This is a genomic window from Roseomonas sp. TF40, from assembly GCF_057219975.1.
Genome location: NZ_JBXVVR010000005.1, coordinates 266476 through 287355, shown reverse-complemented (window position 1 = coordinate 287355; position 20880 = coordinate 266476). Strand labels below are relative to the sequence as shown.

18 protein-coding genes are annotated in these 20880 nt (G+C 73.6%); 12 read left to right on the top strand and 6 right to left on the bottom strand.

Going from position 1 to position 20880, the window contains the following annotated elements; all coding sequences use genetic code 11:
• Window positions 1-8 precede the first annotated feature (8 nt).
• Both AC2D9U_RS16400 and AC2D9U_RS16395 read left to right on the top strand, forming a co-directional pair.
• A complete protein-coding gene (locus tag AC2D9U_RS16400) occupies window positions 9-515 on the top strand; it encodes a tripartite tricarboxylate transporter TctB family protein (RefSeq protein ID WP_484751004.1) in 507 nt (168 codons plus the stop codon).
• A complete protein-coding gene (locus AC2D9U_RS16395) occupies window positions 515-2014 on the top strand; it encodes a tripartite tricarboxylate transporter permease (protein WP_484751002.1) in 1500 nt (499 codons plus the stop codon). The genes AC2D9U_RS16400 and AC2D9U_RS16395 overlap by 1 nt, the downstream gene beginning before the upstream one ends.
• Window positions 2015-2041: 27 nt before the next feature.
• On the opposite strand, the gene AC2D9U_RS16390 is transcribed toward AC2D9U_RS16395, so the two are convergent.
• Complete coding sequence (locus AC2D9U_RS16390; RefSeq protein WP_484751000.1) at window positions 2042-2659, bottom strand: TetR/AcrR family transcriptional regulator; 618 nt, start codon at window positions 2657-2659, stop codon at window positions 2042-2044.
• An 87-nt stretch (window positions 2660-2746) separates the two neighbouring features.
• On the opposite strand from AC2D9U_RS16390, the gene AC2D9U_RS16385 reads away from it, so the two are divergent.
• The 3 genes from AC2D9U_RS16385 to mdoH all read left to right on the top strand — a co-directional run bounded on the left by AC2D9U_RS16385 (window position 2747) and on the right by mdoH (window position 5734).
• Window positions 2747-3151, top strand: coding sequence for an ABA4-like family protein (locus AC2D9U_RS16385; protein WP_484750998.1), 405 nt, complete (start codon window positions 2747-2749; stop codon window positions 3149-3151).
• Window positions 3148-3915, top strand: a complete 768-nt coding sequence (locus AC2D9U_RS16380) for a hypothetical protein (RefSeq protein WP_484750996.1) — start codon at window positions 3148-3150, stop codon at window positions 3913-3915. Before AC2D9U_RS16385 ends, AC2D9U_RS16380 begins: the two co-directional genes overlap by 4 nt.
• Window positions 3916-4057: 142 nt before the next feature.
• The gene (gene mdoH / locus AC2D9U_RS16375) at window positions 4058-5734 is read left to right on the top strand and encodes a glucans biosynthesis glucosyltransferase MdoH (protein WP_484750994.1); all 1677 of its coding nucleotides are present in this window, start codon (window positions 4058-4060) and stop codon (window positions 5732-5734) included.
• Between the two features lie 49 nt (window positions 5735-5783).
• On the opposite strand, the gene AC2D9U_RS16370 is transcribed toward mdoH, so the two are convergent.
• Complete coding sequence (locus AC2D9U_RS16370) at window positions 5784-7823, bottom strand: YjbH domain-containing protein (protein ID WP_484750992.1); 2040 nt, start codon at window positions 7821-7823, stop codon at window positions 5784-5786.
• A 251-nt stretch (window positions 7824-8074) separates the two neighbouring features.
• Window positions 8075-10741, bottom strand: a complete 2667-nt coding sequence (locus tag AC2D9U_RS16365; RefSeq protein ID WP_484750990.1) for an SLBB domain-containing protein — start codon at window positions 10739-10741, stop codon at window positions 8075-8077.
• Between the two features lie 122 nt (window positions 10742-10863).
• Here AC2D9U_RS16365 and AC2D9U_RS16360 point away from each other — a divergent pair, with 122 nt between their 5' ends.
• The 7 genes from AC2D9U_RS16360 to AC2D9U_RS16330 all read left to right on the top strand — a co-directional run bounded on the left by AC2D9U_RS16360 (window position 10864) and on the right by AC2D9U_RS16330 (window position 18994).
• Window positions 10864-12615 (top strand): heparinase II/III domain-containing protein, encoded by a 1752-nt coding sequence (locus AC2D9U_RS16360; RefSeq protein WP_484750988.1) that lies wholly within the window; start codon window positions 10864-10866, stop codon window positions 12613-12615.
• Window positions 12612-13478, top strand: coding sequence for a hypothetical protein (locus AC2D9U_RS16355; protein ID WP_484750986.1), 867 nt, complete (start codon window positions 12612-12614; stop codon window positions 13476-13478). Before AC2D9U_RS16360 ends, AC2D9U_RS16355 begins: the two co-directional genes overlap by 4 nt.
• Window positions 13475-14686 carry an O-antigen ligase family protein gene (locus AC2D9U_RS16350; protein WP_484750984.1) on the top strand — a complete coding sequence of 404 codons (1212 nt, stop codon included), beginning with the start codon at window positions 13475-13477 and terminating at the stop codon, window positions 14684-14686. Before AC2D9U_RS16355 ends, AC2D9U_RS16350 begins: the two co-directional genes overlap by 4 nt.
• Window positions 14683-15300, top strand: coding sequence for a sugar transferase (locus tag AC2D9U_RS16345; RefSeq protein WP_484750982.1), 618 nt, complete (start codon window positions 14683-14685; stop codon window positions 15298-15300). The genes AC2D9U_RS16350 and AC2D9U_RS16345 overlap by 4 nt, the downstream gene beginning before the upstream one ends.
• A 94-nt stretch (window positions 15301-15394) precedes the next feature.
• Complete coding sequence (locus tag AC2D9U_RS16340; protein ID WP_484750979.1) at window positions 15395-16588, top strand: DegT/DnrJ/EryC1/StrS family aminotransferase; 1194 nt, start codon at window positions 15395-15397, stop codon at window positions 16586-16588.
• Window positions 16569-17840, top strand: coding sequence for a glycosyltransferase family 4 protein (locus AC2D9U_RS16335; protein ID WP_484750977.1), 1272 nt, complete (start codon window positions 16569-16571; stop codon window positions 17838-17840). The genes AC2D9U_RS16340 and AC2D9U_RS16335 overlap by 20 nt, the downstream gene beginning before the upstream one ends.
• Window positions 17837-18994 (top strand): glycosyltransferase, encoded by a 1158-nt coding sequence (locus AC2D9U_RS16330; RefSeq protein ID WP_484750974.1) that lies wholly within the window; start codon window positions 17837-17839, stop codon window positions 18992-18994. Before AC2D9U_RS16335 ends, AC2D9U_RS16330 begins: the two co-directional genes overlap by 4 nt.
• On the opposite strand, the gene ccmI is transcribed toward AC2D9U_RS16330, so the two are convergent.
• From ccmI to AC2D9U_RS16315, 3 genes are read right to left on the bottom strand one after another with little or no spacing between them, the layout of a single operon-like run.
• Window positions 18983-19780 (bottom strand): c-type cytochrome biogenesis protein CcmI, encoded by a 798-nt coding sequence (gene ccmI, locus AC2D9U_RS16325; protein WP_484750971.1) that lies wholly within the window; start codon window positions 19778-19780, stop codon window positions 18983-18985. The genes AC2D9U_RS16330 and ccmI overlap by 12 nt on opposite strands.
• Window positions 19777-20265, bottom strand: a complete 489-nt coding sequence (locus AC2D9U_RS16320) for a cytochrome c-type biogenesis protein (protein WP_484750968.1) — start codon at window positions 20263-20265, stop codon at window positions 19777-19779. Before AC2D9U_RS16320 ends, ccmI begins: the two co-directional genes overlap by 4 nt.
• Window positions 20266-20829, bottom strand: a complete 564-nt coding sequence (locus tag AC2D9U_RS16315; protein WP_484750964.1) for a DsbE family thiol:disulfide interchange protein — start codon at window positions 20827-20829, stop codon at window positions 20266-20268.
• Window positions 20830-20880: the final 51 nt, after the last annotated feature.

Sequence of the window (20880 nt, the reverse complement as noted above, 5' to 3'; positions counted from 1 at the left end):
CGGCCAGGATGACGCCAGGACGCGGCAGCGCGGCGCGCGCTGATCTCGGCGCCGCGCTGTTCGTGCTGGCGATGGGCGCGGCCGCGGCCTGGCAGGCCAGCGTGATCCCGACCTCGCCGATCTACGCGCAGGTCGGGCCCAAGGCGGTGCCCTACCTGATCGCGGCGGCGCTGATCGTGCTGGGCGCGGGGCTGCTGGTGGCGGCGTTGCGTGGCGGCTGGTCGCGCGACATCGAGGAATTGCAGGACGGCACGCCCTTCAACCTCTGCTCGCTCGGCCTTCTGCTGGCCGGGCTGCTGGTGAATGTGGCGCTGATCGTGCCCTTCGGCTTCACCGTGGCGGCCACCGCACAGTTCCCGCTGGTGGCGGCGGCCTTCGGGTCGCGCGCCTTCGCGCGCAACATGGCCATCGCCTTCGTGGTCGCACTCGGCGCCTACGCGATCTTCGTGAAGCTGCTGGGCGTGAACATCGGCGCAGGCGTGGTCGAGGGGCTGATCTTCGGAGTACCGGATTGATGGGGGCGATCGAGGGGCTTGCGCTGGGGTTCTCCCACGCGCTGACGCTGCCCAATCTGGGCTGGGCGCTGCTGGGATGTTTCCTGGGCACGGCCATCGGGGTGCTGCCGGGCATCGGCCCGGCGCTGACCATCGCGCTGCTGCTGCCGATCACCTTCTCGGTCAGCGCCACGGGGGCCTTCATCCTGTTCTGCGGCGTCTTCTACGGCGCGATGTATGGTGGTTCCACCACCTCGATCCTGCTGAACACGCCGGGCGAGAGCGGGTCCATCATCACCTCGCTCGAGGGCAGCCGCATGGCCAAGGGCGGGCGCGCGGGGCCGGCGCTCGCGACCGCCGCCATCGGCAGCTTCGTGGCCGGCACGGTGGGCACGCTCGGCATCGCCTTCCTGGGCCCCGTGGTGGTGGATCTGGCGCTGGAGCTGGGCCCGGCCGAGTATTTCTGCCTGATGATCCTGTGCTTCGTCACCGTCTCGGCCGTGCTGGGCGGGTCGGCGCTGCGCGGGCTGACCAGCCTGTTCTTCGGCCTGCTGCTGGGGCTGGTGGGCATCGACCTCCAGACCGGCCAGCCCCGCCTGACCTTCGGCATCCCCGAACTCTATGACGGCGTGAACGTGGTGCTGGTGGCGGTCGCCCTCTTCGCGGTGGGCGAGACGCTCTTCCTCGCCTGGCGCTATGTCGAGGGCAAGCAGGAGGTGCTGCCGGTGGGCAGCATCATGATGTCGAAATCCGACTGGCGCCGCAGCTTCTGGCCCTGGATGCGCGGCGCGGGGCTGGGCTTTCCCTTCGGCGTCATGCCGGCCGGCGGCACCGAGATGCCGACCATGCTGAGCTACTACATGGAAAGGAAGCTGGCGAAGCCCGAACACGCCAAGGAGTTCGGCACCAAGGGCGCGATCGAGGGCGTGGCCGGGCCGGAGGCAGCGAACAACGCCGCCGCGGCGGGTATCCTCGTGCCGATGCTGACGCTGGGCCTGCCGACCTCGGCGACGGCGGCGATCATGCTCTCCGCCTTCCAATCCTATGGCATCCAGCCGGGACCGATGCTGTTCACCAGCCAGGCGGATCTGGTGTGGACGCTCATCGCCTCGCTGTTCATCGCCAATGTGATGCTGGTGGTGCTGAACCTGCCGCTGGTGGGGTTGTGGGCGCGCATCCTGAAGATCCCGCAGCCGCAGCTCTATGCCGGCATCCTGGTCTTCGCGACCATCGGCACCTACGGCATCAGCAATTCCGTGGTGGACCTGCTGCTGCTCTATGGCATCGGCATCATCGCAATGTTCATGCGCCGCTTCGACTTCCCCGTCGCCCCCGTGGTGATCGGGATGATCCTGGGGCCGATGGCGGAGCAGGCGATGCGCCAGGCGCTGACCATCAGCCAGGGCGACTGGTCCACCTTCGTCACGCGGCCGATCAGCCTCGCGATCCTCATCGTGGCGCTCCTGGCGCTGGTCGGACCGCGGCTCTACGGGGCGTGGTTGCGGCGGATGGCGGCGTAGCGCAGCCGCCCAGAGGTGGGGTGCTGGTCAGCCGCAGGCCGCGACCAGCAGCGCGAGCATGTCGGCCGCCACCTCCTCCGCCAGGGTTTCGGGGCGGAGCAGGCCGGTGCTTGCCCCCTCGGCCCGCAGCACGCAGAAGCCATGCACCCCGGCCCAGGCGAGCATCAGCCGCGCCCGCATGGCCCGTGGTTCGGCCTGCGGCACCAGCGCCGCCATCGCCGATTGCAGGGGCTCCCAGCTGGCATTGACCGCCGCGCGCCATGCGGGGTCGGTCGTGTCCACCTGGTCGGTGCGGCTCATCAGACGGAAATGCGCGGGGTTGTCCCGCGCGAAGGCGATGTAGCCCTGGCCGGTGGCGTGGAGCCGCGCCTTCGCATCCGCCCCCGGGGGCAGCGCCGCCACCGCCTCACGCATCGCGGCCGCGAGGCGCAGCGACCGCTCGATGGCGAAGGCCGTCATCAGGCCGCGCTTGTCGCCGAAATGCGGCGCGGCGGCGGAGTGGGAAACGCCCGCCCGGCGCGCGCATTCGCGCAGGGAGACGGCCTCCGGCCCGCCTTCCAGCACGATCTCGGCCACGGCATCGAGCAGCGCGCGGCGCAGATCGCCGTGATGATGCGCGCCGCGCTTCTTGGGGGTGACGGCCATGGCCTGAGTCTGGACCGGCGATTCAAACTTGACAATGGACAGTTACCGCCTTCAATCTGACCACTGGACAGTTAAGGCACAGCCCGCATGGAAACCCTCTTTTCCGCCGCCAACAGCCTCGCCATGGCGGGCTGGCTGGCCTTGCTGGTCGCGCCCCGCGCGCGGCTGGCGACTTGGTGGGTCGGGGGGCTTGGCATCCCGGTCGCCCTTTGCGCCCTCTATGCCGTGCTGCTGGCGCTGCATGCGCCCGGGGCCGAGGGCGGATTCTCCTCGCTGGCGGGCGTGCGCGCGCTCTTCGCCACGCCGGGCGTGCTGCTGGCGGGTTGGGTACACTATCTCGCCTTCGATCTCTTCATCGGCGCCTGGATCTGCCGGCGCGGCGCGACGGAGGGGATGAACCCCTGGGCGGTGCGCGCCTGCCTGCCGCCGACCTTCCTCGCCGGGCCGGTCGGCTTGCTGCTGTTCCTCGCGCTCCGGGCGGTGCGGCAATGAGCGCGCTCTGGCGGGAACTCGACGCGCGCCAGCCCATCCTGGCGCGGCTGGGGACGGCGATGGCGGTGCTGCTGGCGCTCTGCCTGCTCGCCCTGGTGGTGGATGCCCGCCAGATCGGCGGCGTCTCGGTCTGGGTGAAACCGGCGAAATTCGCCGCGAGCCTCGCGCTGTGGTTCTGGACCCTCGCCTGGGCCTGGGGCGCGCTGGCGCCCGCGGCCCGGCGCGGATTCCTGGCCGGGCTCGTCCTCTGGGGCACGGTGGTGGCGGGGCTCTATGAGCAGGTCTGGATCACCTTGCGCGCCGCGTTCGGCCAGCCGAGCCATTTCGCCACCGACACGCTGGGGGCCATCGCCTATGGGCTGATGGGGTTCTTCGCGATGCTGCTGGTGGCGATGGCGGCACTGCTGGGCGCGCTGGTGCTGGGCCGCGGCGACCGGTCGCAGCCGCGTGCCTGGCGCCTGGCGGTGGGCTGCGGCCTGGTCATCGCCGGCGTGGCGGGGGGCGTGACGGGGATGAGCATCTCCGCGCTGGGCTCGCCCCTGGTCGGCGGCGTCGCCGGCACCTGGCCGCCCTTCTTCTGGTCGGCCACGGGGGGCGACCTGCGCGTCGCCCACTTCCTGGGCGTCCATGCGATGCAGGCGCTGCCGGCACTGGCCCTGCTGGGGGCGGGCAGCCTTGGCGTGATGGCGGGGGCGGCGGGCTGGTCGGCGTTGACCGCGGGCGCCTATGCGGCGGCGATGGCGGGCATCGCGCTTTCGCCCTGAGGGTCGCCGCACAGGCGCCACGATGCCAGAGCACGCTGCGTTCCGATGAACGCTGCGTGCTCTGGAAATCATTGAATCTAGAGCAAGAAATGCGTTCAGATGATTCCATCTGAACGCATATTGCTCTAGGCGAGGAGGCGCGATGTCCTCCGAACCCATCCTGTTGCGCCGCGCCGGCTTCGCCGCGCTGGTCGTCCTGATCGCCGCGGCGCTGCTGTGGCTGACGCTGCGCGCGCTGCTGCCGGGCGGGGTGAGCCTCTGGGAGTGGCTGATCCTGCTGGGCGTGCTCGGCACCACGCCCTGGGCAGCGCTCTCGGCGGCGAATTCCCTGGTCGGGCTGGCCATCCTGTTGGGCGCGAAACATCCGCCCGCTTCCGTACTGCCCGCCCTGGCCCGCGCCAGGTCCGGGCGGCCCGAATCCGTCACCGCCATCGCCGTCTGCCTCCGCAACGAGGACATGGCCGCCGTGCTGCCGCCGCTCGGCCGGCTGCTGGATGATCTGGAGGCCGCCGGCGCGGGCGATCGCTTCCGGCTCTGGCTGCTCTCGGACACGCAGGACAGCGCCATCGCTCAGGCCGAGGCCGCCGCCATCGGCGCCTTCACCGTGGCGCGGGCCGGCCGCGCCACGCCGGTGCATTACCGCCGCCGCTTCGAGAACACCGGCTTCAAGGCCGGCAATGTCATGCAGTTCCTCGACGAGCACGTCACGGACGAGACCTTCTTCCTGACGCTGGACGCCGACAGCGTGATGAGTGCGCGGGCCGTGCTGCGGCTGGTCGCGGTGATGGAGGCCTCGCCCAAGCTTGCCATCTGCCAGCAGCTCATCGTCGGCCGGCCCGCCACCGCGGCCTTCCCGCGGCTGTTCCAGTTCGGCATGCGCGCGGGCATGCGCGCCTGGGCGACGGGGCAGGCCTGGTGGCAGCTCGATGCCGGCCCCTATTGGGGGCACAACGCCATCCTCCGCATCGTCCCCTTCCGCGAGCATGCGAAGCTGGAAGCCCTGCCCGATGGCAGCCGGATCCTGAGCCACGACATGGTCGAGAGCGTGCGCCTGCAGGCCGCCGGCTGGGCCGTGCGCTGCCTGCCGGAGGAGGACGGCTCGATGGAGGCGAACCCGCCCGCCATGCCGGAATTCCTCAAGCGCGACGAGCGCTGGGGCGCGGGCAACATGCAGTATTTCCACCTGTTGCGCCTGCCGAACTTCACCACGCTCGGCCGGCTGCAATTGATGCAGGCGATCCTGCTCTTCGCCGGCGCGCCGCTCTACGCGCTGATGCTGCTGGCCGCGCTGCTCAACGGGCTGTCAGGCGGGGGCGCGGACACGCCGATGGGCGCGCTCGCACTCGCCATGCTGGCGCATTGGCTGTGCTACTTCGCGCCCAAGCTCGCCGGCTATGCGCAGGCGCTGATCCAGCACCGGGTCGCCGCGACCTATGGCGGGCGCGGCGCCTTCGCGCGCGGCGCGCTGGCGGAACTCGCCTTCATGCAGGCCTTCGAGCCGCTCTCCACCCTCAACAAGGCGATCTTCCTGCTGCTGCTGCCCTTCGGCGCGCGCACCGGCTGGGCGCCGCAGAATCGCGCCGATCGCGGCGTGGCCTGGGAAGATGCGATGCGGCTGCTCTGGCCGCACACGCTGATCGGGCTGGTGCTGACCTTCGGCTTCGCCCTGGTCTCCTTGCCCGCGCTGCTGCTGGCGCTGCCCTTCACCATCGGCATGATCCTGGCCGTGCCGCTCTGTGTGCTCTCGGCGGACCCTGGCGTTTCCAACTGGTTGCGTCATCGAAAAATCGCCGCCACCCCCGAGGAGCTCGCAGCTTGAGCGCCGCCGGCGACGCCTCCGGGTGCTCGCGCTGCGGCTGCCGGTCGGCTTATCGGGTAAATCCGGAATAACCCTGGCGCAGATCGGCCGCGCGCCCGCCGCGCGTGACCTCCCACAGCGGATTGTCCACCGCGAGCCGCGCCCCGCCATCGCGCGTCACGCCACGGATCGTCGCCTGCGACACGCTGCGGCTTTCCACCCCGAAGAGGTCGAGCGGCAGGCGCACATAGATGCCGCGGTCGAAGCTGCCCTCGCCGAAGGTTGAGAAGGGCACATCGGTGAAGGTGGCGAAGGCGCCGACCTCGATGCCGCTTTCGAAGCGCCGGCCGAGCTCGATCGTCCCCCCCCAATCGCCCGCCAGATACCGCCCGCCACGCAGCACGCCATACATGTTGAACCAGGGCAGGTCGCCATAGAGCGACACATGCCCGGTGGTGACGTTGTAGTCCTGCAGCCCGAAGCGCTGGTCGTAGTCGCGCTGGCGCACCTGCGCGATGTCCACGCCGAGCCCCCAGCTCCGCCCCTGCGGGCGCCACAGCACTTCCGCCGAGACGCCGGCGAACATGGGCTCGAGATACCCTGCCGTCACGCGGCCGAAGACATCCGGGGCGAGGCCGCGGATCACCTCCGTGTAGAGCGCCGGGATCGCGGTGGTGCCTTCCGCCGCATAGCGACCGATATCGCTGCGCACGCGCGGCAATTGGCTGTCGGAGGGCGGCGCGCCATCGAGATTCCCCGCCAGCGTCTGGGAGAGGCTGCCCGCGAGGGCGAAGCCCTGCCCCACCTCCAGGCGCGCCCCCGCCACCGCTGCCACCTGCCAGCGCAGCGTGCGCGTGGGATCGCCCAGCAGCGTGGTGATGCGCGGCTCCACGCCCCAGGTGAAGCCCATGCCCCCATCCTGCCGCCCGAACGCATCCGCCCCGGCCGGGTCGAGCCGCGCGGCGAAGAAGGCTTCCTCCGCACTGCCATCGCCGCGCGCCGCCGCCTCCAGAACGTGGCGCGGGATGGTCAGCCGCGCGATCTCCACCCCCGCCTGGCGCCAGGAGAGCACGATCACCTCCACATCGCGCGGCAGATGCGGCTGCACGGCGCGCACCACCCGCCCCGCCGCCTGGGCGAGTCGCCGCTGCCGCCCCCCCGCCACCGCGATCCAGGCCTGCCGGCCCCGCAACTCCACCGCCACGGGGCGGAACCCGGCCGTGCGCAGCGCCGACTTGGAATCGCCGATCGGATCCGCGCTCGGCGCCAAGGGCCGCGCCACCATGGCCGGTACGGGCGGCCTCTCCGGCTCGGGCGGGCGCTCGGGGTCGAGCCGCGCGGAGAGGCGGAACAGCAGGTCCGTGCCATGCACGAAGCTCACCCCGGCATCGAGCCAGTGATTCGACCATTGCAGCCCCGCATTGACCCGCGCGCCCTGCTGGCCACGCAGGTTGGTGGTGCGCGCGGGGTAGCCGCCACGCTCATCGCGCAGCGTATCGCCCGTCACCTCGATCTTGCCGCGCACATTCTCCAGCGTGCCGAAGGGGGTCCATTGCGGCGGAAAGGAATATTCGAGCCCGCCGAACAGGGCCGCATCCTCGCCCCGGAAGAAGGGCCAGGCGTTGATCGTCCCGCCCTCACCGACCTCGCGCGGGCGATCCTCGAAGCGTGGCGAGATCAGCGTCAGCGGGTTCTGCACATCCGCCGCCGTGGACAGCCGCCCCCAGCCGATGCCGCCCGTGATGTCGAAGGGCCCGAACCGCTTCGAGGCCACGATGTACTCGCCTGAATAGATGCCGGTGCCGATGAAATCCTGCAGCCCGATCGCCACGGCCGGCAGCACATCGCCCTCCTCCACCAGCCGCAGCTTGAGGTCGAAGGCACGGTCATTCGTCATGCCGGCCCCGGTCGTGCCATCCAGGCGCTCGGTCAGCCGGAACGTCGCCTCGAGGAAGGGCAAGGCCTGGAAGGACAGGAAGTAGAAGCGCCGCTGATGCCGCAACGCCACCCCGGCCTCGAGCGTCCCGTCGGGACGAAACCGGGCATTGCGCATCTCGAGCAACCCCACCCCGCCATAATTCGAGCCGGTCGCGGGCACCTCCTGCGCCACGGCAGGTGTCGCCAGGAGATGCGCGAGGAGGAGGGCAAGGGCGCAGGCCAGGGGGCTCTGCCCCCTGGACCCCTGCCGGGGGGCGAGGCGCCCCCCGGACCCCGCCGGGACTTTCAACGCCGAGAGGCAGGGGGGCACTTCGGCCCCCCTGCCTCTCGGCGTTAAGCACCTTAGGTCCAGGAGGCCACTGCCTCCTGGTGGGGGGTTCAGGGGGGCAAAGCCCCCCTGACCTTCGGCCCTTGCCCGCACCCTCAGCGCAGTTCCCGGGCGATCACCGCCAGCGCCGCGGAGGAGATCGTCACCTGGCTCAGCACCTGGGTCAGGTCGCGGATGTAGCCCCAGGTTTCGAAGGGCGAGGGGTCCTGCGGCACCACGACCAGGCTGCCGGGCGGGATGGGCGGGCCGCCAGATTGCCAGCCGGAGAGGCCGGCCGGGGCGGATTGGCCGTTCGGCAGCACCACGAAGGCGCGGCCGCCATCGGCGAAGCGCTGGGGGCCGCCGGCGGCGCGCACATAGTCGGCGGAGCGCCAGCCGGTCTGGAATTGCAGGCTGCCCGGGTTCAGCACGGCGCCGACCACCGTCACTTCGTTGGGCCGCTTGGGGATGACGATCAGGTCGCCCGGTTCCAGCAGCACATCGAGTTCCGGCCGCGCGGCGAGCACAACGGGGTTGGCTTCCACCACCATGCGCCCCGCGGCCTGGGCCTGGCGCAGCGCATTGGCGAGTTCGCGCCCGGCGGCGATGGCGCTGCCCACATCCACGCCGCTGCCGCGCACGCCGGCGGTGGCCTGCCCGGCGGCGACCTGGATGAGCGAGGTTTCGAGGTCGCGGGCCGTGCGCGCGAAGCCCTCCTGCTGGCGGGCGCGCACGCTGTCACGGGTGAAGACCGTGCCATAGGCATAGGCCTGCGGGGTGAGGCCGCCGGCGCGGGCGAGAAGCTCGGAGAGGCGCTCGCCCCGGCGGATGTCGTAGACGCCCGGGCGCAGCGCCTCGCCCACCAGGGTCACCGGCCCGTTCTCGCGGTCCGAGAAGCCGCGCGGGATGCGCACCACGTCGCGGGGCGAGAGCCGCACGGCGCGGAAGTTGCGGCTGCGCAGGTCGAGCAGGGTGCGCGACAGCGGGATGGCGCCCGACATCTCCGTGGGCTCGCGCGCCAGCTCGATGGCGGCGAGGTCCGCGCCATCGGTCACGCCCCCGCCCGCGGCGAGCAGCTGGTCCAGGCCGGTATCGTCCTGGATCGGGTAGAGGCCCGGCTGGCGCACCTCGCCCGAGAGCAGGACGGAGGTATCGAGCAGGAAGGCAAGCAGCGGCGGGTAGTCGCGGAACACCTCGGGGCAGCCGGGCGCGCCGATATCGGGGAAGCCCGCGCCGCGCGCATGGGCGAAGCGCGCGGGGGCGCTGCGGGCGGCGATGGCGAGCTGGGTCAGCGCCGGGCAGGCCTCGGCCGCCGGCGCCTCGCCACGCAGCGCGCGCTGCACGGGCGGGCTGGCGAGCCAGGCGATGTCGGCGTTGCTGAGGATGATCACCTCATCGCCCTCGGCCAGCGGCACCGAGCCCTGGTTCTGCAACGCGCGGGAGAGGTCGAAGGGGACGAAGCTGCGGATGCGCGTGTCCCGGTTCAGCCGCAGGATCACGCCCATGCGCGGATAGGGATCGGCGCGCACGAGGCGGGGATCCGAGAGCAGGCTGCGCAGCGTCGCCCCCTGCCGGCCCAGCGCGCGGGTGACCGGCGCGGTGACATGCCCGGCAAGCCGCAACTGGTTGGTGGCGACATCGGCGCCGGGCTGCACCAGGATGGAATCGCCGCGCCGCACGGCGTCGCCGGGCCGGAGTTCGGTGAAGCTGCGCCGCCCGCCGCCATCCGTGCCCTGCACGAGAAAGCGGTTGCCGGCCGGCCGCAGCGGCTCGCCGGCGAGGCGCAGCAGGGAGGCAAGCGGCAGGCTCGGCGTGCCAGCGGGCAGTTCGTAGATGCCCGGCCGCGTCACCTCGCCCGCCACGGCGATGACCCCACCCAGGGGCGGCACCAGGATTCGCTCGCCCTCGCGGAGCGAGAGATCCACCTCGCCCCCGGTGCCGGAGATGACGGCGTAGAGATCCACGAGGCGCGACCCGCGCGGGCCCTCCACGCGAATGGCCCGCAGGCTGCCCGTCTTGCGGACGCCGCCGGCGATCTGCAGCGCATCCAGCACGGAGGCGAGCGCGGTCATGGCCTGCGTTCCGGGGCGCTGCACCTCGCCGCCGATGAACACGGCGATCTGGCGGACCTGACCGATGGAGAGGAAGGCCTCGGTACCAGGCATGTCGCGGGCGATGCGCGCCTCGAGATCGGCGCGGAGTTCGCGCAGCGTGCGCCCCGCGGCAGGGATGGGCGGCAGGTCGGGGGTGACGATGGTGCCGTCGCGCAGCACGCGCAGGTTCAGCGTGGTGCGGGTGCGCCCGCGCAGCGCCAGCACCAGCTCGTCGTCGCGGCCAACCAGGTAGTCATCGGGCAACGCGCCGATGGTTTGCGCCGCGCTGGGGCTGGCGCGGAAGCTGTCATAGCCGAATTGCCGCAGCGTCAGGCCGAGCCTCTCGGCGAAGAAGGCCTCGGTGTGGGAGAGCGGCTCGTCAGGTGTCGGCGCTGGCGCGGCGGGGGGCGGCAGAACGCCAGCGGCAGCCGGTGCCGGCAAGGGGCCGGGCGGGCTCGCGGGCGGGCGCCCCCCGGCAGCGTCGAGGATGCGCTGCATGATCTCCTGCTGCGCCCCGGCATTGAGGCCGGGCAGCGGGATGCCGCCGGGCAGCGTGCCGGGCAGGGCGGGCGGGGCAAGGGGGGACCCCTGCGTCAGGCCCGGGCTGGGCAGGCCCGCCTGCTGCGCGCCAAGACCGGGCGCAAGGGCGACACTGGCCGCCGCGAGGCCAAGGGCCGGGAAAAAGCGCAACCGCAGGGTGAAAAATGGAAGCATTCTTTACGACCTGATGTAGCATACACAGTATGTTTACATCCATGCGCGCCCCGCAACGCCTTCCGCGCCATCTGCCGGTTGCGTCGGGCCTGCGTGACATGCTGCTGCGTGTGGGACTGGCCGCGAATGCGGCCTGGCGCCTGGGACCTCGCCCCGTGGGGCACTACCTCCTGCACCGCGCGTCCTTGGCGTTGTCCCTGCCGCAGCGGGAGCTGGCGGGCGCCACGCCCGCGCAGGGGCCATTCCTGCCGGGCCTTGCACCACCCGCCCCGCGACTCGGCCCGGAGCCGCTGGCCCGCCTGCGGCAGGCGGTCGCTGCCCTGCCCGCACGGCCGGACTGGCACGGCCCCTTTCCCGCCGCGGCACCCGCCATCGGGCTCGACCTGTTCGGCCCTGGCGATGTGCGTCCGGTCTGGGAGGCAAACCGTCTTGCCGCGCTGCCCCTGCTGGCCCAGGCGGCACGGCTTGACCCCCGGGGCGGGCATCTGGCCCGGGCCGAGGCGCTGCTCACGTCGTGGTGCGCCGCCAACCCGCCCTTCCGCGGCCCGGCCTGGGCCTGCGGGCAGGAAGCCGCGCTGCGGGCCCTGCACCTCGCCCTGGCGCTGGCGCTGCTCGAGGCCGATCGCGATCCGCCAGAGGGGGCGCGGCACTTGCTGCGGCTCTGCGCCGCGCGGATCGCCGCCACGCCGCACTACGCCGCCGCGCAGGACAACAACCACGCGATCTCGGAACCGGCCGGCGCCTTCGCCTGCGCCCTGCTGCTGGGTGAGCGCGAGGCCGCCCTGCGCCACGGCCAGCGGATCGCCGCACGCCTGGCCCGGCTGGTCGGCCCGGAGGGCGGCTTCGCCCAGGTCTCGCCCGGCTATACGCGGCTGCTGCTGGACAGCCTCGCCGTGGTGGAGTGGCTACGCCGGCGCCATGGCCTGCCCCCCTTCCCCGCCCCCTTCGCCGCGCGCGCCGCCGCGGCCACGGCCTGGCTGCACCGAATGACCGATCCGGACACCGGCGCCACGCCCCGGCTCGGGGTGGCGGATGGCTCCGCCCTTGCCGATCTCTCCGGCGCCGGTCCGGAGGATGCGCGGCCGGGCGTGGAGCGCGCGGCGCGGCTTTTCGCGGGGCGGGGCGCGGACCGGCCCGAGGATCCCGGCTGCGCCTGGCTCGGCCTGCCCTGCCCGGAGGCGCGACTCGACCGGCCGGCGCGCTGGCGGGCGGAGGGTCTCCAGGGCTGGCGGCAGGGCCGGGACCTCGCGATCCTGCGCGGGGGGCGGCTGCGCTTCCGCCCCGCCCAGGCGGATCTGCTGCATGTGACGCTGCTGCGCGACGGCGTGGAGATCCTGCGCGACGGCGGGACCGGCGCCTACAACCCGCCCGCCCCCTGGTGGGGGCAGGCCCTGTCCGGGGCGGCGGCGCATAACGGCCCGGTCTTCGACGCCGCCGAGCCGATGCCCCGCGCCGGCCGCTTCCTGCTTGCCCACTGGCCCCGGATGCGCGCGCTGCCCGATGGAGCCGCCCTGGTCGATTCCCGCGGCAACCGGGTGACGCGGCGGGTTGCCGTCGCCGGCATGGGCTGGACCATCGCCGACACCCTCGCCGGCCCCTTCCGCCGCGTCGCCTGGCATTGGCGGCTGCCGGACGCGACCTGGACGCTCAGCCCCGAGGGCGCGGCGAGCCCGCTGGCAAGCCTGCGCTTCACCGCCGACGGGCCCTTCACCCTGCGCCTCGCCCCGGGTTTCGAAAGCCCCCGCTACGGCGCCATCGCCCCCGCGACGCTGCTGGTGCTGGAGGCCGCCGCCCCCCTCAGCCACCTGCGCACCACCGTCACCCTGCCCGAGCGGGAGGCCACCGCGTGATGCCGCTCGAAGCGCTGCTCGCCGCCTTGTGGCGCCGGCGCCTCGCCACGGTCCTGCTGGCTGCCTTGCTTTTCACCGGCGGGGCCACCGCCGTCCTGCTCTGGCCGCGCCAGTACCTGGCGGAGGCCGTGGTGGCGCCCGCCGAGACCACGGGCATCGCCACCTCCACCCTGCTCGCCGCCGCGCCGGCCATTTCGGGCCTGTTCGATCCCCGGCCCACGGGCAATTTCGCCATCTATCTCGGCGCGCTGCGCTCGCCCGAGGCGGCGGCGCTGCTCGCCGAAAGCACCGAGTTGCAATCCTGGCTCGAGGCGCGGCGGCGCGAGGGGCCGATGGCGGTGCTGCGCGCCCTGCTCGGGCTGGAGCGCCCGGCCGATCTCGACGATGTCCGCACCTGGCTCGAGCGCAACCTGGCCGTGACGCAGACGCTCGGCGCCGTCACCTGGACGCTCGGCATCGCGCATCCGGACCGCGACCTGGCGCTGGACATGCTCAACCGGCTGCACGCCTTCGCGGAGGGCAAGGTACGGGCGGACCTGGAGCAGATGGCGCGGCGGCGGATCACGGCGCTGGAACACCGGCTGGCGCGCGAATCCGACCTCTATATCCGCCAGTCCCTCTATGAATTGCTGGCCTTGCAGCAGCGCACCGTCGTCGTCGTCGCGGCGGATGAGGCGGTGGCAGCGCGGCTGGTCGCCGCCCCGATGGTGGAACTCCGCCCCTCCCAGCCCAACCGGCCCCTGCTGCTGTTGCTGTTGCTGGTCGCCGCCCCGATGGCGGCGGTGGCGCTGATGGCGGCGCGGGTGCTGGCCGGGCCGGCGCCGGCACCGGCCCGCCAGCTCCGTCTGGAGCCGGCGGAATGACCCCTGCCCTGGCCCTGCTGTTCGGCGCCAGCGCGGCCGTCCTGCAACTGGCCGGGGCGCTCAAGACCGCGCCGGGGCTGGCGGGCCTGCCTTTCGACCTGACCCTCCTCGCCCTGGCCTGCGTGCTGCCCTGCCTGGTGCTGATGGGGGCGACCCACCGCTGGGCACTCTCCCCCGCCCTGGCCCTGCCGATCGCCGGCGCCGGGCTGCTCTGGTTCTGGCTGGTGCTGGCGGGGGTCTGGAGCGCCTCCACCCTCGTCATCGGCCAGAAACTGCCCGAGGCGGTGCTGCTCGGCCCGGTCATGCTCGCGGCCGGGCTGGTGGCGGGGGCGGAGCCGGTGGCGCGGTCGGCGCTGGTCGGCACCAGCCTCATCCTCGGGGGGCTGATCGGCGCGATCGTCGGCTGGAGCTTCTGGAGCGGCGCGGCGCTGGCGGCCCTGGCCGATCCCGAGCAGGCGCGGGTGCAATACCAGTTGGCCGGCATCGCGCTGGCCGGTGCCGCCGGGCTGGCGGCGGTGCGCGCGGTGGAAGCGCGGGGGCTCGCCTGCATCGCCTGGCTCGCCCTGGTGGGTGCGCTTGGCCTGGCGGCGCTGCTGCCGGGCGGGCGCACGGCGCTGGTGGCGCTGGCGCTGGGCGTCAGCCTCGCCCCGGCCCTCCGGCTGGGCCTCGCGGGGCGATGGGGCGGGGCGCTGCTCTGGCTGGCAGGCTGCGCGGCGGCGGGCGGCGCCCTTCTGCTCGCCCTGTTGCTGAACCCGGCGGAGGCCGAGGGGTTGCGCACGCTGGAGCGCCTGACCGGCGACCCGGCCGGGCTGGAGGCCCGGCGCGGCCTCTGGGCGGCGGCCCTGGACTGGGCCGGGCGCACGGCCCCCTTCGGCCTCGGCACCGGCGGCTTCACCCTGGCGGCCGGGCATGGTGAGCGGCGGGGGCTCTACCCGCACAACCACGCGCTGGAAGCCCTGGCCGAGGGCGGGCTGCCCGGGCTGGTCTTCTGGCTGATGGCCTTCGGCGGCGCCGTGCTGGCGGCGCTGCGGCTCGTCCGGCAGGTGGCGCCGGCGCGGCTGGCGCGCATCCTGGCGCTCAGCCTGCCGGTGGCGCTCACGGTGCTGGTCTCGACCGATCTGGGCAACCGCATGGCCTGGTTCGCGCTGGGCCTGGTGCTCTCGCTCGGCGTGGCGGCGCGGCCGGCGCCGAGGCAGGCCTTCGCATGATCTATGCGCGCCTCGCCAAGCCGGTGCTGGATCGCGCGGCGGCGGCGGTGCTGCTGGTCGTGCTGGCGCCGGTCTTCGCCCTGGTGGCGGCGCGAGTCTGGCGCGCGCTGGGCCGGCCGATCCTGTTCCGGCAGGTGCGGGCCGGGCTGGGGGGGCAGCCCTTCATCCTGCTGAAGTTCCGCTCCATGGCCGAGGGCACGGGCGCGGATGCCGAACGCCTGGACGCCTTCGGCGACGGGCTGCGGACCAGCGGGCTGGATGAATTGCCGCAACTCATCAACGTGCTGTGCGGGGAGATGAGCCTGGTCGGGCCGCGCCCCCTGCCGCTGGCCTATCTGGCGCATTACTCACCGCGCCAGGCGCAGCGTCTGCGCGTGAAGCCCGGGCTCGCGGGGCCGGGCGTGGCGGCGGGACGGAACGCGGTGGACTGGCCACGGCGGCTCGAACTGGATGCCGCCTATGCCGCCGCCGGGCCCAGCCTGCCGCAGGATCTCGGCCTGCTGTGGGGGACGCTTGGCGTCTGGCTGCGCGGGACGGGAGTCCATGCGCCGGGCCACGCGACCATGCCGGAGTTTCGCGGCGGCTCGGCACCACGGCCGCCGCGATCGGATTGAAATTCACTCAATCTTGAAGACAAGGGTTGATCTTGCGTTAACAACACAACCAGAATGACCCAGCCCGATCCGGGCTTTCAACCTGGTGGTTCACATGGCCCGACTTCAGCCGAAGCCGCTCGACGCCGCCATCCTGCCCTTTCCCGGTGGAACCCCGCCCGCCCGGCTGCTGCTCTCCCCGCCGCATCTCGTGGGCCAGGAACTCGACCGGCTGCGGGAGACGCTGGATTCCGGCTGGCTCGCCCCCGCCGGCCCGGCGCCGCGGGCCTTCGAGGCCGCCATCGCCGCCGCCACCGGCTTCGCGGAGGTGCTGGGCACGACCTCAGGCACCGCGGCCCTGCATCTGGGCTACCGGGTGCTCGGCGTGGCGCCGGGCGATGAGGTCTGGGCGCCGGCCTCCACCTTCGTCGCCACCATCGCGCCCGCGGTGCAGATGGGCGCCACCCCGCGCTTCCTCGACATCAGTGAGGCCGGCGCCACGCTCGATCCGGGCCAATTGGCCGAGGAACTGGCCAAGGCGGCGCGGCGCGGCCGGCTGCCGCGCGTGGTGGTGCCGGTCGATCTCTATGGCCAGTGCTGCGACCTTGACGCGATCGAGGCCGCCTGCGCCCCCTGGGGCGTGCCCGTGCTGTGCGACAGCGCCGCCGCCATGGGCTCGGCCCATCGCGGCGGGCGCCATGCGGGGCGGGGGGCGCGGCTCGCGGTCTATTCCTTCAACGGCAACAAGATCGTCACCGCCGGCGGCGGCGGGGCCCTGGCCAGCGAGGATCCGCGCCTGATTGCCGAGGCCCGCAAGCTCGCCGGCCAGGCGCGCGAGGCGGCGGCGCATTACGAGCATGAGACGACGGGCTATGCCTATGGCCTGTCCTCGGTGCTGGCCGCCATCGGGCTGGCGCAGATGGAGAGCCTCGCCGCCAGGGTGGAGCGACGGCGCGAGATCTTCTCCCGCTACGCCGCCGGGCTGGGCGACCTGCCCGGGGTGAGCTTCATCGCCGAGCCGAATTGGGGCCGCAGCAATCGCTGGCTCTCGGTCGCGCTCTTCGATGCCAGGCTCTTCGGCGCGGATCGCGAGGCGGTGCGCCGCGCCCTGGAGGCCGAGGGCGTGGAAAGCCGCCCGGCCTGGAAGCCGCTGCACCTGCAACCCGCCTTCCGCGACGCGCCCCGCGCGCTGGGCGGGCGTTCCGCCCGGTTGTTCGAGCGCGGGCTCTGCCTGCCCTCGGGCAGCGCGCTCGGGGCCGCCGACCAGGCGCGCATCATCCAGGCGATCCGTGCCTGTGCCCGGCGCTGACAGGCCCAGCGGCAGGGCACGGCGCATCCTCTACCTGCACCAGCATTTCTCGACGCCCGAGGGCAGCACCGGCACGCGCAGCTACCACATGGCCGCGGCACTGGCGGCGGCGGGGCACGCCGTCACCCTCGCCTGCGGGCGCTACCAGGGGGCGGTGAGCGGGCTGGCGGGGCCGTTCCGCCGCGGCATGCGGCAGGGCCCGGTGGCCGGCTTCGAGGTCCGCGAGTTCGACATCGCCTGCGCCAATGCCCAGGGGCTGGCCGCGCGCAGCCTGGCCTTCCTGCGCTATGCGGCGGCCGCGAGCCGGCTGGCGCTGGGCGCGCGCTGGGACCTGATCATCGCCTCCTCCACGCCGCTCACCGTCGCGATCCCGGCGCTTCTGGCGCGTGGCTGGCGCGGCACGCCCTTCATCTTCGAGATCCGCGACCCCTGGCCGGAACTGCCCCGCGCGCTGTCCGCCCAAGGCGGCGGCGTGCCAGGGCCCGTGCTGGCGGCGATGGACCGCCTCGCCGATGCCGCCTGCCGCCGCGCCGCCGCCGTGGTGGCGCTGACCGAGGGCATGGCCGCCCTCGCCCTGGCGCGCGGCGCCGACCCCCGGCACCTCGCCGTGCTGCCGCAGGGCGCGGATGCCGCGATGTTCGGCGCGGCAGACCAGGGCTGGCGCCCGCCGGGCTTGCCGCCAGGCACGGTGCTGGCGCTCTACGCCGGGGCGCATGGCCGGGCCAATGGGCTCGACCAGGTGCTCGACGCCGCGGCGCTGCTGCGCGGCAGCCGGGTGCGCCTGCTGCTGGTGGGCGAAGGGGCGGAGAAGCCGCGCCTGATGGCCCGCGCGGTAGAGGAGGACCTGCCGGTCGATTTCCTGGCCCCCATGCCCAAGACGCGCCTCGCGGGGCTGCTCGCCGGCGCCGATCTCGGCCTGCTCTGCCTTGCGCCCGTGGCCGCCTTCGCGGAGTGGACGGCGCCGAACAAGCTGGCCGAGGGGCTGGCGGCAGGCCTGCCCATGGTCGCGAATGTGCCCGGCGCGGCGGCGCGGCTGCTGGCGGAGAGCGGCGCGGGCCTTGCGGTGCCGCCGGGCGACCCGGCCGCGCTGGCCGCGGCGTTGCGGGCGCTGGCCGCCGATCCGGCGCGGCGCCTCGCCATGGCGCGGGCGGCGCGGGCGCTGGCGGTGCAGCGGCTGGATGGCCAGCGCATTGCGCAGGGCCTCGTCGCCCTGGCCGATCGCGTTGCGGCGGAACGGCCGGTGCCGGCATGACCGGCCTGGTCCTGATGCTCTCCGCCGCGCATCCGCCCGAGGATGTGCGCATCGTCGCCAAGCAGGGCGCCGCCCTGGCAGAAGCCGGGCTGCGCGTGCGCCATCTGGCGCCGGGCGACGCCCCGAGGCGGCAGGCCTTCGGCGTCGAGATCGAGAGCCACGGCCCCGTGCCTCGCGGCTGGCGGGCGCGGCTGCGCGCCATCCCGCGCCTCGCCCGCCGCGCCGCCGACGCACGCCCGGCGGTGATCCATGCGCATGAACCCGACAGCTGGGTGGCGGCGCTGCTCGCCGGGCGGCGCTGCGGGGCACGCGTCGTGCTGGATGTGCATGAGCACTACCCTTCGCGCCTCGACCCCCGGCTGCCGGCCGCATTCAGGCCGCTCGCCCGGCTGGCGCTGCGCGGCTTCTGCCGGCTGGCGGCCGCGGCGGCCGATGCGGTGGTGGTGGCGAAGGAGGGGCTGGACGACGCCTTCGGCGGCCCTTCGCGCTGCGTGAAGGTGCGCAACTACGCCACGCCGGCGCCCGTCATCCCGCGCTGCCATCGGCCCGGCCCGCTGCGGCTTGTGCATCTGGGCGCGCTCGGCCGGGCGCGCGGCGCCTTCACCATGCTGCTGGCCCTCTCCCGCCTGCCGCCGAACAGCGAATTGGTGCTGGTCGGCCGCTTCACGGATGGCAGTGAGGCCGAGTTCCACGCCGCCGCAAGCGAACTCGGACTCGCGGGGCGCGTCACCAGCCTGCCCTGGATGGCGCGCGACGCGGCACTGGGCATCGCCGCCGGTTGCGACATCGGCCTGGTGCTGTTCCAGCCGGGCGTGGAGAACCATCGCCTCGCGCTACCGCACAAGCTGTTCGACTGCATGCTGGCGGGCCTGCCGGTGATCGTGCCGGATTTCGCCGAGGAAGTGGCCGCCGTGGTGCGGGAGGCCGGCTGCGGCCTGGCCGTCGATACCGCCGACCCCGCCGCCATCGCCGCCGCCGTGCAGGCGCTGGCCGACCCGGCGCGGCGCAACGCCCTGGGGGCGCGCGGGCGCGACGCCGCGCTCACCCGCTTCGGCTGGGCGGGCGAGGCCGCACGGCTCGCCGGACTCTATCGGGATCTGATGGCCGAAAGCCGGGCAACGCCGGCGCCGGCGTTGCGCGCGCTACGGCAATAGGGAGAGCTGGCGCTCCACCACGCTGCGCCAGGGGGCGTCGGCCGGGGCATCGGCCAGCAGCGCCTGCCAGGTGGTGCGCGCATTGGCCGGGCGCCCGGCGCGGGCCTCGGCCAGGCCGGTCAGGAAGCGCAGCCGGGGGTTGTTCGGCTGGCTGCCCAGCGCGCGGGCGAGCAAAGCGGCGGCGGCCGTGTGGTCGCCGCGCTCGATCTCCAGCTCGGCGATGTCGCCGGCGAGGTCCGGGTCGAAGCGGATGCCCAGCGCGACGCGCCAGGCGGCGATGGCGGGCTCGGCCCGGCCGCGATTGCGCTCGGCATTGCCGAGCATGACATGGCCCATGCGCGCCTGCTCGCTGGTCGGGTCCGCGGCGGCGAGGCGCTGGCGCAGCGTGGCGAGCAGTTCTTCCTCGGCCGCGGCCATGTCCTGGCGCTGCTGGAAGGGCACGGCGGGCATCTCGGGCGTGCCGCGGATGAGGTAGAGGCCGAGGGCCGCCACGGGCAGCGCCAGCACCAGCCCGCCCAGCAGGGCGCGGTTGCCGCGGGCGGAGGTCTCGGGCTTTTCGTCGGCCGGGGCGCTCAGGATGCGGCGCTGAACTTCCAGCCGCGCCGCCTGGTGCGCGGCGTCATCGAGCCGCCCGGCCTCACGCTCCCGGTCCAGTTCGACAAGCTGGGCGCGGTAGAGAGCGAGGTCGGCCTCCGAGCGGCCGAGTGCGCGGGCGGGGCGGAGCAGCGTATAGGCGAGCGGCAGCAACGCCAGGACCGCGGTGGCGGCAAGCAGGGCCCAGATCACGCGCGCGTTCCATCCTGTGCATTCAAGGCCTGGGCATCAAGGGCCGCGAGCCGGCGCTGCTCCTCGGGGCTGAGCGGTGCGGCCGGGCCGGCCACCGCGGCCATGCGCCGCCGCGCGGCCAGGATCAGCATGAAGCCGCACAGCAGCGCGACCAGGGGCGTCGCCCAGAGGATGGCGGTGGACCAGGCGAAGGGCGGGCGGAGCAGCACGAAATCGCCGTAGCGGGCGTGCAGGAAGGCCTTGACCTGTTCGTCGCTGTCACCGGCGCTGATGCGCTCTCGGACAATGAGGCGCAGGTCGCGCGCCAGGCCGACCTCGCTGTCCTCGATCGACTGGTTCTGGCAGACCATGCAGCGCAGCTCCTTGCCGAGCGCGCGGGCGCGGGCCTCGAGCGCCGGGTCGGGCAGCATGTCGGCCGGGCTGGAGACGGCGAGCGCCGGCAGGGGCGCCAGGATCAGGCCGAGCAAGAGAAGCAGCGCCTTCATTCAGGCATGCCTCGCCAGCAGGGGGCGGATGTCCTGGCTCAGCACGTCGGGCGTGATCGGCCCGGCGAAACGCCAGCGGATGATGCCCTGGCGGTCGAGCAGGTAGGTCTCGGGCACGCCATAGACACCCCAATCGATGGCCACGCGCCCGGGTTCATCCCTGGCGAGGCGGCGATAGGGGTTGCCGCGCTCGCGCAGGAAGCGAAGGCTGTCCTCGGGCCTGTCCTTGTAGGCGATGCCGAAGACCGGGATGCCCTCGCGCTGCAGGCGCATCAGCTGCGGGTGCTCGATGATGCAGGGCACGCACCAGCTCGCCCAGAAATTCACGATGACGGGGCCGGGAAGGCCGCGCAGATCGGCCGCGCCGAAGGGCTCCACCCCGCTGCCCTCGAGCGCGGGCAGGGTGAAGTCGGGGGGCGTGCGCCCGATCAGGGCGGAGGGCACGCCGCGCGGGTTGTACTGGCCGGTCTGCTGGCGGTGCAGCGCCATGTAGAAGCCGACCCCGCCCGCCGCCGCGATGGCGAAGGGCGCGGTCATCAGGATGCGCCGGGAGAGCGGGGTCATGGCGCCGAACCTCGCATCGGGCAGACCGCAAGGCGGTCTGAGCGGCCGAAC